This is a genomic window from Candidatus Eisenbacteria bacterium, assembly GCA_035712145.1.
Classification (GTDB): domain Bacteria; phylum Eisenbacteria; class RBG-16-71-46; order RBG-16-71-46; family RBG-16-71-46; genus DASTBI01.
Window position 1 is genome coordinate 1 of record DASTBI010000167.1, and the last position, 12,114, is coordinate 12,114.

The window sequence follows — 12,114 nt, forward strand, 5'->3', positions numbered from 1 at the left end:
CCGGGCGGCGATGGGTCGCATACTGTGCCGCCCGATGCCGAGCCATTCACTCCAGGGCTGGTTCGATCTCCTCCGGGCACGACGAGTGGCGCTATGCCTCTCGCTCACGATGCTCGGATTCTCATTCTTCGCTGCCCGTGCGCACGCCGAGTCCGAAGAGCCCGTCCACGTCGACCCTGCCGCCGCGCCGGAGCCCAGTATCGATCCCACGGAGATCGACCGCGGAGACCTGGGCCGAAAGACACACAAGTCGGTGACGCCGTTCGCCGCACCGGTTCCTTTCAAGAACTCGCAGGTTGGCTGGGGTCTCTTCCTCATGGTCGGCGCCATCCACCGGTTCGATGCCGACACGACGCTCAAGCCTTCCACGGGCGCCGGCGGGGGTTTCTACACGGAGAACGGAAGCTGGGGTCTCATGGCGCTGGAGAACGCTCGTCTGCGGGGTGACGCTCTGCGACTGCGCGGCATGCTCAGCCACATGGACGTGCGTTACGACTTCTTCGGCATCGGCGAGGACGCGGGAAGCGCCGGCATCTCGGTTCCGCTGCGTCAGAAGATGGACATCTTCTCCGGCTCGGCGTTGTTTCGAATGGCGCCCGATTTCTACGGAGGCGCCGCGGTGATGTGGATGCAGTCCACGCTCGAGCTGCGCGAGAGCCTGCCTCCGGAGCTGCCCGACGAGCCGGAGTTCGACGAAGCCCGCGGCGAGCTTTTCGCGCCGGGTCTTCAGGCGGAGTACGACACCCGGAACGACGACTACTGGCCGGCGAGCGGATCGCTGGGCTCGGTCAGGGCCTGGTTCTTCGTCGACGCGCTCGGCGCCTCACAGGTGTTCCAGCGCTACATCACGTCATGGACGTGGTACCGGCCGCTGCGCGGAGACCGTCTCCTGCTCGCCACCAACCTGAACGGCGCCTTCTCGGGCGGCGACGTCCCGTTCTTCATGCTGCCTTCGCTCGGCACCGGTCGCTACGGGCTGCGCGGATACACGCAGGGACGTTACCGGGACAACGTGATGGTCACCGCTCAGGCCGAGGCGCGCTTCCACACCGAGGGACGCCTCGGCGGCGCCGTGTTCGCGGGATTCGGCCAGGTTGCGCCCGAGGTGGGTGAGCTCGTCGACGCCGCCGTGCTGCCCGCCGGGGGGCTGGGTCTTCGCTACCAGCTCACCCGGCGGTTCCCCATGCACATGCGGCTCGACTACGCGTGGGGCAAGAACGGCAACCTGCTCTACTTCAGCGTCGCCGAAGCGTTCTGATCAGCGGCGGCCGCCACCGCCACGCCCGCCGCCGCCACGACCGCCACCGCCGCGGTAACCGCCGCCGTAGCTGCCTCCGTAGCTGCCGGAGGAGCGGCTCGCGCCACGCGACCGCGCCTGGGCATCGCGATTCATGTTGTTGCTCGACGAAGAGTTCTTCCACGAACCGCTGTTGTCGCGGGACTGCCAATTGCCGCTCGAGTTCTGCCGGTGCACGTTTCCATTGCGATCGGCATAGACGTTGTTGGGTCCCTTGGCGACCCGGTTGGCCTTCTGCTGGTTGGCGGAATGCTGCTTGTTGCTCGACGCGACGCGGTCCTTGTTGCCGGCCTGGCTGTACATGTTGTTGGACGGCAATTGCGACGGCCTTCCGGCACCGGCGCCGCCGGCCGGGAGCTGGGATGCGCCGCTCCCTCCTCCGACTCCGCCGGGTCCACCCACGCCGCCGACACCACCGACACCGCCGGCTCCGCCCACGCCGCCTGGCTTGCTCCCCGGACCTGAAGGCAGCTGCGAGGCGCCACTCCCTCCTCCGATTCCGCCCGGTCCGCCGACACCACCGGCTCCACCAACACCACCGACGCCGCCAACACCGCCAACACCGCCAACACCACCCACACCTCCGACACCGCCCACACCACCGACACCGCCCACACCGCCAACACCACCAACCCCACCCACGCCACCGATCCCACCCACGCCTCCGGGACGCCCGTAACCGGGGTAGCCGTAGTAAGGCGGTCGATAGCCATACGGTGGGTAGTAGCCGCCGTAGTAACCGCCGTACATGCCGCCGAACCCGATGCCGACCGTGAGGAATCCGTTGCTCACCGTGAAGCCAAATCCCCACCCCGTGTACGGGTTGTAGCTCACGTGCATGCCGTACGTGTACGGCCGCGGGTAGTACACGTGGGGGCTGACATAGGGCGGGTAGTACCAGCCGGTGCCGTAGATCGGAACGCCGTACCACGGATACGACCAGTAGTAGCCTGGCGTGTAGCCCACGTACACGACTTCGGGCGTGGACTCGTAGATGGTCACTTCGGTCACGTTGTAGACGGGTGCAGAGGGAGGGATCTTGTCGATCTCGTCCTTGGGAATGCTGTCGGCGACTTTCCACGGTCCTTTGGCGTTGTCCGCCGCGAACCACACGGCCTTGTCGCAGGCGTAGTACTTGTTCTTGATGCGGAGCACCTGAGACGGGGTGTTGACCGCGTATTCGACGCTCGTGCCTTCGATCTTCTTGAACTGCGGATCGCCATCGTAGGTGACCGTGAGCGTCGCCTTGTCGCGATCGATCGCCGCGGTCTGCGGCACCTGGGCATCGAGCACCGCCTCTTCCGCCTCGGGCGTTCCTGCCACCGAGACGCGCGCCTGTCCCAGCGGCGAGGCGGGTGGAATGTCCTTGAAGGCGGGCGGCAACGAATCGGGCCGCACCACGGCCCATGGACCGTCGAGCGTCTTCGTCGCCATGTACCAGCGGCCGGAGAGCAGCACGAAGATCTTGCCGGTGGCGACTTCACGCACCACGTAGTTCTCGGTGTTCGAGATGTACATCAAGGAGCCATCGCCGACCGGCTCCCATGTCGGCGGTCCCTTGGACATGATCAGCTCGGTCGGCTGCGTGGCGACCACGATCTTCGGCGTCGGGGACGGCGCGGGCGTCGACGTGGTGTCCTTGGGAACCAGCTTGGCGATCTCCGCGGGCGGTTGCGCGATCGACTGCCAGGGGCCCTTCGGATCCTTGGCGCTGTACCAGATCTTGCCGCCGCTCAGGTAGTAGGTGCCGTCCTTGTCCTTGACGACCGCCATGGCGCAGTTGGCGACGTACTTGTAAGGGCTGTCCTTGATCTCCAGCTCGCGCGGCTCGCCGTCGTACATCAGGAGCACCGAGGGCTCCTGGGTCACGGCGATCTTGGGGGGTTCGTGCTTCAGCCCGGCAGTGCTCTTCTTCTCGTTCTCGATGGTCGTGAGGCTGGCCTTGAGCCGCTCCCGTGAGATCGGGATCGGCGTCTTCGGCAGCAGGTTGGTCAGGAACGCCGCGAACTCCTTCTCCTTCTCCGGCGTGCTTTCGGGCCATTTCGTGTTGGTCACCGCGATGTCGCGCAACAGCGCGGTACCGTTGTCCTGATCCGCTTCCACGCGGCAGGTGAACCAGAACACTCCGAAGACCGGGGCGCTCTGCCCTTTAGGCGTCAACGAGACCGCGGCGCGGCCGGTCAGCACGTTGCCCTCGAGCTTCTCGGGCTGCGGCTGATAGACGGTGAGCACACCCTTCTCGGTATTGATCTCGCGGGGCCAGGTCCTGTCCGCCGCCTGCGCGAAGCCGAAGAGAAGGGGCAGCGCGATCAACGGCCACGAGAAGCGGAACATCCTTCGAAGCATGGGCCTCTCCATCATGACTTCATCAATTGGTCGTAGAGGAGCTGATAGGGCTCCGCCGTGACCCCGAGATCCCCCCGGTAAGGGCGATCGAGGGCCAGGATCAGGAAGATCACGAGCCCGATGAACACCGCGAGCAGCGCGGTCTGAGCGGCGTGGACCCGCCCGTCGACGATCGGGAAGAAGAACGCCGAAATGAGACTGATGATGGCGCCGAAGATGAGGACCGCCCAGAACACTCCCGGGAGGTGGGCATTCACCGAGTCCAGTCGCTCGCGCCGGATCTCGATCAGGTGGTTGTAGGAGCGGAAGGTCTCCGCCGCCAGGATCTTCTGGGCTTCGGTCCTGGGCTCGAAGCTGGTGAGGATCGCCTGGAACTGGGTCATTTGATCCAGTCCCCGGCTCGGGACGACTCCTTTTCGCTGCAACGGCCAGGCCTCGTGAATGACGAAGTAGGTGTATTCGCGGAGGCGCTTCTGGAGCGGGACCCGAAACTCACCGGGGTATCCGCCCACGTCTCGCCACAGAAGATTCAGAGCCGTGGTTTCCCGCGAGGCGATGCTCCCGACCTGCTTGTACTGATCCCAGACATTGACAGCGACCAGCGCCGCTGAGAGCCCGTAGAACACCATGATCGAGCTCACCATGCCCGCGCCGAACGTCGCCTCGTGCTGCTCGAATCGCAGGCGCGGCAGCAGATGCCTGCGGAACAGATAGAGACCGCCCAGCGAGAAGCCGAGGAGCAGGAACATGACGAGAGGCCCCGCGACGATGAGCGGCAGGTCGAACATCCAGGTCATAGGCAGGCAGCCTCGATTCGGGGAGAGAGGCGAGAGGCAATCGTGCGGCGGAGACCAGAAAGTGCGCGGGGATTATACCGATTCGCCTGGGTCCTGCCAGCCAGGCCGTTGCGCCATGTGGCGGTCGCCGATAAGCTGCCGGTGTGCGCTCGCTGACGGCCGGTGTGCTGCTTCTGCTCTGCGCCACGGCACCCGATGCGGCCGCGGAATCTCCTGCTCCCATCCCCAAATCCGAGCGCTGGTCTTCGTTCCTCCCGCTCCTCGGGGACGAGGCGCGCAAGCGCGGCATCGAGCTGCCCCTTCCGTTCGGAGCGGGAGTGGTCTTCTACCACCTCGCGCGCGACATCGACGTCACCGACATCCGCATTGGGCGCAATGGCGCGGCGCCTGCGTCGGTCAGCGACTTCGCCGCGCTCGGCTCGCGCGCCGACGTCGAGAACTTCAACGTCAAGCTCGACGCGTGGATTCTTCCATTCGTCAATCTCTACGCGATCGCCGGCTACGTATGGAACGAGTCCGAGACCAGCATCGACGTCACGCTCCCTCCTCTCCTCCCCGGCGGCCCCACGCGACGCCGTCACGTCGTGGTTCCCACGGAGATCGAAGGCTCCGTCGGCGGCGTCGGCATGACTCTGGCCGGGGGCTATGCGTCCTACTTCATGACGTATGACATCAACGCCGCGCAGGCCGACCTGGGATTCGATGATCGCTTCAAAGCCGTGATCACGTCGCTCCGCGCCGGATGGTTTGGAGAGGCGGGAGCGAGACCGATCCGCGCGTGGGCGAGCGTGACCGACTGGAACACCTTTGCGACGGCGAGCGGCACCGTGCCCGATCCCGACGGAGGCACGCTCTCCTTCGAGGTGGATCAAGGCCCGCGCTGGCGTTACACGTACGGTCTCGGCGGCCACTACGCGATGAAGCCGTGGCTCGAGCTCGCCGTCGATGCGGGCAGCGACTTCCACGGCGGCTGGTACCTGGCCCTGGTGCCGGTCGTCCGTTTCTAGCGCGCGCCTTCGACCCTTCCGCGAGGCGACGGACATCTTGTAGCCCACTCCGTTTCAACTCTCCCTTCTTACATGGCGCCCCGCCACTCGAGGGACAAGTCGCAGATTTTCGTGCCTGCTCCCATGGCACGACCAGTGCACCCCTGTCATGGACCGAACGCTTCACTCACCTGGCCGAGAGGACCCGGACATGGAAGATCGTGAACGGATGGCAAAGCTGAAGACCGAGGAGATGGCCCGTACGCCGGCGCGCTCCACCGAAGAGCTGCGCCAGAACGCCGAGCAAGCCGAGCGAATGCGGCGTGAAGACCAGCGCTTCATGCGCCCTGGAGTCGGGACGAATCCGAGCGACACCAAGGTGCCCCTCTTCCCCGAGGCGGAGCTGGATCAGCTGAGAGCGCGCTGGACCGACATTCAAGCCGAGTTCGTCGACGAGCCGCGGAAGTCCGTCGAAGAGGCAGACCACCTGGTGGCGCAGACCGTTCAGCGTCTGGCGGAAACATTCGCCAATGCGCGCACCAGTCTCGAAGGGCAGTGGACTCGCGGCGGCGATGTGTCGACCGAAGATCTGCGCATCGCGCTGCAGCGCTATCGCTCGTTCTTCGACCGCTTGCTGACCGTCTAGAAGAACGCAGCAGCCGGGCGGGCTCGACGCGACGGCCCGCTCGGCTTGGTCTGAAACACGGACCCGCCATCTCGCGCACCGCCTGAGACAAGTCCAACATCCCGCTACGGCCCAATGACTTGAGCGGCGGCTTGCGGCCCGCGCCGACTTAGGCCAATCTTCCCGTCTCATCTCCGTCGTTTGCTCCCCCGGCGACCGGCGGCCACTCGAGGCTCGGGGTCGCCCATGATCGGCCGCACCGTGGGTCACTACGAGATCCGGGACGAGCTCGGATCCGGAGGAATGGGCGTGGTGTATCGCGCCTGGGACCGGCATCTCCGGCGCTACGTCGCGATCAAGTCCCTCCCGCCCCAGACCATCTCGAGCCTGGCATCTCGTCAGCGATTGCGCCGTGAAGCACTGGCGCTCTCCAAGCTGAATCATCCGGCGGTCGCCACGCTTCACGACTTCATCTCCGAGCCGGACTGCGACTGCATCGTCATGGAGCTGGTTCCGGGGCAGTCGCTGCACGAGCTGCTGAAGAACGGGCCACTTCCGGAGAGCGAGGTCGTGCACCTGGCCATCCCCCTCGCCGACGGGCTGAGCGCCGCGCATCGAGCGGGAGTGATCCATCGGGACCTGAAGCCGGCGAACATCCGCGTCACCCCGGAGCGCAGGCCGAAGATCCTCGATTTCGGTCTTGCGAAGCGGGAGCAGATGACGGTCGAGAGCCTGACGACGGCGCCCACCGAGTCGGCGGGGATCGTCGTTGGGACGCTGCCCTACATCGCTCCCGAGCTGTGGAACGGCGAGCCCGCGAGCGTGTCGTCCGACCTCTACGCGCTGGGCGTGGTGCTGTACGAGATGGCGACCGGAGCCTTGCCCTTCCCCGATCTCGTCGGCGTCGCGATCGCGCATGCCGCGCGCGAGGTGGCCGTCACGCCCCCACGCAAACGAATCCCGGCGATCTCGATCGGTCTGGAGACCATCATCCTGCAGTGCCTCCAGAAATCTCCTGGGCAGCGTCCGCCTTCGGCCGAGGCGCTGCTGCACGCGCTCGAGGATCTGCGCTCCACGACGCCCTCGGGGCGCCCGCTCCTGCACTCCGGCCGAGCGAGGCGCGCCTCGCTCGCTCTGCCGTTGGGAGCCTTTGCGGTGCTGCTCACGGTGGTCGCAGGCTCCGCCTGGTGGATTCGCGCGCACCGCGAGCCCGAGGTTCGATCGCTGGGCGTGCTGCCGCTCACGAACCTCTCGGCGGACGGCAGCCAACAGTACTTCGCGGATGGCATGACCGACGAGCTCACGACCCGACTCGCGGAGTTCCCGGCGGTGCGGGTGATCTCGCGCACGTCGATGATGAGGTACAAGGACACGCACAAGCCGGTCACCGAGATCGCGCGCGAGCTGCGGGTCGACTACGTCCTGCAGGGCTCGGTGAAGGTCGAGAATCAGCGATTGCGGATCTCGGTCCAGCTGATCGACGGGCATGAGGACCGTCACCTCTGGAGCAAACGCTACGACGGACACATGGGCCAGGTGCTCGACATGCAGGACCAGCTGGCGCAATCGGTGGCCCGCGAGATCGGACTCAAGCTGCAGCCCGGCCTTGCGTCCGCGGCTTCGCGGCCGGTGGATCCGCTGGCGTACCAGAGCTATCTGCAGGGCCGATTCCACCTGGACCGCCGCAGCGAGGAAGGCATTCGCCGCGCGGTCAATTATTTCTCCGCGGCCATTCAGCGCGACTCACTCTATGCCGCCGCCCATGCCGGGCTGGCCACCGCCTGGAGCGCCGCGGCCTTTGGCGGCTTCACCCGCCCGGCCGAGGCGTATCCGCACGCCAAGCGGGCGGCGGAGCGCGCGCTGGAGCTGGATCCGCAGTCGTCCGAAGGCTACACCGCGCTCGGGAACATCCTGCAGAACGGGGAGTGGGAATGGGAAGCCGCCGCCCGCGCCTATCGAAAGGCCATCGAGCTCAATGCGAACAACGCGGTGGCCCATCATTGGTACGCGAACAACCTCGCCTTGCGTGGTGAGTTCGAAGGCGCCATGAGCGAGATCGCGCGAGCCCAGAGCCTCGATCCGTATTCCTTGCCCATCTCGGTTGGACGGGGAGCCTTCCTGTACTTCGCCCGGCGCCATGCCGAGGCGCTGACCGCGTACCGGCTGACCGCTCAGCTCGACTCGACGTCGGGCCTTCTGGGTCGCGCCATGGCGGCAAACTTCGATCGGCTCGGGAAAGAGGCGGAGGCCGTGCACTCGCTCTGCGCCTGGCTCGAGACGGCGGCGCCGCCCGGATTCTCGGCGCAGGTGGCGAACACGTTTCGACAGCATGGGCTCGCCTCGGCGCTGCAGCTCCTGATCCAGGCGCTGATCAGCAAGCGCAGCGCCGGCCAGTACGAGCCCGCGACTCACATCGCCGAGCTCTTCACCCGCATCGGGGACCGCGAAGCGGCGTTCAAGTGGTTCGCGGTGGCCGTCGAGGAGCACGACACCGAGCTCAACCGTCTCAAGGTCGATCCCATCTTCGACCCGCTGCGGGCCGATCCCCGCTTTCGCGATCTGCTGCACCAGGTCGGACTCGACCGTCCCGTCACACCTGAACCCATGGAGGGTGCTTGAGCGAGCCCGACCGACCGACCGCGGAGATCATCGAATCGCTGCGCGACGTCCTGTGCCAGGTCGCCGAGCCGATCGTGGTCCTCGGCCTCATCCTTCAGCACGCCGTCCGCCGCACCCGCGCGGACCGCGGGCTCTTCGTCGAAGTGCTCGAAGGCGGCGATCTCGAATTTCGCGTCCTCAACGGTTTCCGCGAGGATCACTTCCAGGGCGACGCCGGCGCGTTCAGCCGGAATCTGTTCGCGCGGGTCATGAAGACCGGCCGCGAGATCGTGCTCCAGAACGCTTCGCAGGATCCGGATTTCAGCCGCTTCACGTCGGTCCAGAGGCTCCGAGCCGGCGGCCTCCTGTGCATGCCGATCCGTTCGAACGGCCGGATCCTCGCGCTCGTCCACCTCGAGAACCGGAATTCGGGCCACTTCACCGCCCAGCACGTGGAGCTGCTCCGCTCCTTGCTCGCGGTGGCCGCGCCGGTGTTGATCGCGCTCCGCGCGGGAAACGAGGTGATGCAGGAGCGTGACCGCCTGCGAACCTCGGAATCTCGTTTCCGGGAAGAGGCCGTGGAAAGCCGCCAGCGTCTCGCTGCCGACTGGTCGTTCGGCCGCTTCATCGGCCGCTCGGGCGCGGTCCGGCAGCTCGAGACCGCGATCCTCAAGGCGGCGTCCACGGACTACCCCGTTCTTCTGCTCGGTGAGCCGGGCACCGGCAAGAGCATCCTGGCCCGCGTGCTTCATTACGCCAGCGCACGAGCGGAGAGTCCTCTCACGACCGTGTTCTGCCCTTCGCTCGAGCGCGGCATGGTCGAAGCCGAGCTGTTCGGGCACAAGCGCGGCGCCTTCACCGGCGCCATCTCCGATCGCATCGGCCGGGTTCAAGCCGCGGATGGTGGCACGTTGTTCCTGGACGAGATCGGAGAGCTGCCGCTCGAGATCCAGCCCAAACTCCTCCGCTTCCTTCAGGAACGCGCTTTCGAGCGCGTCGGCGATTCGGAGGAGCGCACGGCGGATGTGCGTATCGTCGCGGCCACGAACCGGGACCTGGCGTTCGAGGTCCAGCAGGGCCGCTTCCGCCGCGATCTCTTCGACCGCCTGAACTTCCTCCCGATCCGCGTGCCGCCGCTGCGCGAGCGGCCCGAGGACATTCCGTTGATGTTGCGGCACTGCCTCGATCTCACCGCCTCCGGCCGTTGGATCGATCTGGCGCCCGAGGCGTCCGAGTTCCTCCAGACCTTGGACTTCGCGTGGCCAGGGAACGTCCGCCACGTCGAGCACCTCGCGGCGCGATTGACCACGGAGGGGAAGCGCGAGCCCATCGGGCCCGCGGACATCATGCGGCTTCTGGATACGCGCGAGACCGCGGTCACGCCGGACGATGGCGCCGACTTGGAAGCCGGTCTGCCCACCCTGATCGAGGATGCGGAGCGACGCTGGCTCGAGCAGGCGGTTCAGAAGTACTCGAGACTCACTCGCGAGGAGCTCGCCACCAAGCTCCAGATCAGCGAATCCGCTCTCTACCGAAAACTTCGCCGCTACGGCATCGACGATTGAACCCCGCGACTGGCGCGAACGACAGCCTTGCTATCGCGGATGAGAGTCGCAGCGCGGGATGTTGTCGACCTTGCGATGCGCCGAGCCCACGCCGCTTCCGACGCTAACCGCTGCCGTCGTTGAGGATCGCGCACAACGGTCGCTTGAAGTTCTGCACGACAGACTGCTCGGCATGCCTCCTGCCCTCTGTTCCTCGCCGAGGTCACCCGGATGGGTGATCCGCGGGAATGGAGGGCCGTCATGAAGAAGATGGTGTCGTTGCTGCTCACCTTCACGTTGGTGCTGACGTACGCGCTTCCATGCTGGTCGCAGACTCCCGATTCGACTCAGTCCACCCCCGCCCCACCGTCTGCCGTCACGACCGCCACGCCGAGCTCCGAGGTCCCGGTCAACGGAAAGCCCGCTCACACTCCTGCGGAGTTCGCCGAGCAGGGCAAGAGCGATGCACGTGAGTTGGGCACGGGCGGCGCCTTCACGATCGGTCTCGTGAGTGGCATCGGGCTCGGCATCATCGGCACCGCGCTGGCATGGGGATTCCAGGGCGAGCCTGATCCGCCCAAGGCCAAAACGGAGCCGCTGCCGAACGTGGAATCGCGACTGGCCTATTCCGATGCGTATGGGAAGGCCGGCAAGAGCAAGAAGAGAGGCGCCGCGCTGGTGGGCGGGTTGATCGGCACGGCCGCGATCGTCGCCGTCGTCGCGGCCAGTGGAAGCGGATCGGAAGGCGAGTGATGCGCGCCGCTTCCAGGGGTGTTGTGGCCAGGGCGTGCGTATGGGCCTGGTGCCTCACGATGCTCACGTCAGTTCCGGCCGCGCGGGGCGAAGCTGCCCCCGCGGCCGATCTGAAGCGCCGGCTTTCGAAGATCCACTTCGGCGAGACGATCCAGATGGATCTCCACGGGGGTCGACGCGTCGCCGGAACCTTCGCGGGACTGGCCGGCGACTGGGACGGTCCAGGTTCGGATTCCACATCGTCTGCGTCGACGATTCCCGCCGTCGTCATCGTGGAGAAGGACAAGGCCTTCCTCGTCGCGCGAGACTCCATCGCCACCGTCGAACACCGGACCAAGGGAGGATCGAGCGCGGTGTTGATCGTGGGGCTGTTGATGGTCGTGGGCGTGGCCGTCGCGATAGGCAGCGCGGCAGCGGACGCGTTCACCTTCCCCTAGAGGAGCATTCCACCGGCGAGCAGGTAGGATTCGAAGGAGCCGACAGGCTTCGCCGACATCCATGCCCCGAAGAACTCGGTCTTGAGGCCCGCGCGGAAGAGTGTGTCGAGAGCGCCATGGTTCACGCCCGGAACCGTGAAGACGGCGGTCTCGGCGCCGATGTCCCGCGCGGCCTCGAGGATCGCCCAGGTGAGTCCCGCGCTGTAGCGCGGATCGAGAACTCCGGCAGGTCCCACACGGCCTTTCTCGTTCAGAACCGCGTAGCCCATCGTCTTCCCGGCGGCCTTCGCGAGGTAGAACCTGGCGCCTGGCAGACCCATGAGGAAGCGGATGTCGGCATCGCGGCGGGCGGCGCGGAAGGTGCGGTCGAAGCGCGCCGCGATCGCGAGCATCCTGCGTGACGTCTTGCCGATGTCGCCCAGCTGTTCCAGCTTCACCGAGCGAGCTGGACGAGGCGATGACTTCGGTGCCCCGCGCACGAGGTAGAACATGCCGCGCGGACGCATCCCGAACTTGAGGTAGAGGGCCTGAGCGCGCGGGTCGAGCGAAGCGAACACGCACCGCACCGCGGACGCCGGAGGCCTGGGTTGCTCGAAGGCCCGTGTGAGCAGCCGGCGGCCGACCCCCTTGTTCTGCAGCGAAGGCAGGGCCCAGAACATCGAGAGGAAGTGAGTGCCGCCGCGCCGGATCGTCGCGGCGAAGGCGACGACGCGGCCGTCCTGGACCGCCAC

10 protein-coding genes are annotated in these 12,114 nt (G+C 66.6%); 7 read left to right on the forward strand and 3 right to left on the reverse strand.

Features of this window, described 5'->3' with window-relative positions:
* A partial coding sequence (locus VFQ05_11545; protein ID HET9327401.1) for a BamA/TamA family outer membrane protein occupies positions 1–1,258 on the forward strand: 1,258 nt, incomplete at its 5' end.
* Here VFQ05_11545 and VFQ05_11550 read toward each other — a convergent pair.
* On the reverse strand, positions 1,259–3,643 hold the full coding sequence (locus tag VFQ05_11550) for a hypothetical protein (protein ID HET9327402.1): 2,385 nt from the start codon (positions 3,641–3,643) through the stop codon (positions 1,259–1,261).
* An 11-nt stretch (positions 3,644–3,654) separates the two neighbouring features.
* Positions 3,655–4,440, reverse strand: a complete 786-nt coding sequence (locus VFQ05_11555; protein HET9327403.1) for a DUF4239 domain-containing protein — start codon at positions 4,438–4,440, stop codon at positions 3,655–3,657.
* 143 nt (positions 4,441–4,583) lie between these two features.
* Between VFQ05_11555 and VFQ05_11560 the strand changes: the two genes are divergently transcribed.
* The 6 genes from VFQ05_11560 to VFQ05_11585 all read left to right on the forward strand — a co-directional run bounded on the left by VFQ05_11560 (position 4,584) and on the right by VFQ05_11585 (position 11,383).
* A complete protein-coding gene (locus VFQ05_11560) occupies positions 4,584–5,447 on the forward strand; it encodes a hypothetical protein (protein HET9327404.1) in 864 nt (287 codons plus the stop codon).
* 208 nt (positions 5,448–5,655) lie between these two features.
* Positions 5,656–6,072 carry a hypothetical protein gene (locus VFQ05_11565; GenBank protein HET9327405.1) on the forward strand — a complete coding sequence of 139 codons (417 nt, stop codon included), beginning with the start codon at positions 5,656–5,658 and terminating at the stop codon, positions 6,070–6,072.
* A gap of 225 nt (positions 6,073–6,297) precedes the next feature.
* Positions 6,298–8,670, forward strand: a complete 2,373-nt coding sequence (locus VFQ05_11570; GenBank protein ID HET9327406.1) for a protein kinase — start codon at positions 6,298–6,300, stop codon at positions 8,668–8,670.
* Positions 8,667–10,214 (forward strand): sigma-54-dependent Fis family transcriptional regulator, encoded by a 1,548-nt coding sequence (locus VFQ05_11575; protein ID HET9327407.1) that lies wholly within the window; start codon positions 8,667–8,669, stop codon positions 10,212–10,214. Before VFQ05_11570 ends, VFQ05_11575 begins: the two co-directional genes overlap by 4 nt.
* A gap of 240 nt (positions 10,215–10,454) precedes the next feature.
* Positions 10,455–10,946: a hypothetical protein gene (locus tag VFQ05_11580; protein HET9327408.1), complete on the forward strand. Its 492-nt coding sequence runs from the start codon at positions 10,455–10,457 to the stop codon at positions 10,944–10,946.
* 59 nt (positions 10,947–11,005) lie between these two features.
* Positions 11,006–11,383, forward strand: a complete 378-nt coding sequence (locus VFQ05_11585) for a hypothetical protein (GenBank protein ID HET9327409.1) — start codon at positions 11,006–11,008, stop codon at positions 11,381–11,383.
* Here the strand turns inward: VFQ05_11585 and VFQ05_11590 are convergent.
* Positions 11,380–12,114, reverse strand: a 735-nt coding sequence (locus VFQ05_11590) for a GNAT family N-acetyltransferase (protein ID HET9327410.1), incomplete at its 5' end; no start/stop codon positions are given. The two genes, VFQ05_11585 and VFQ05_11590, sit on opposite strands and share 4 nt — an antisense overlap.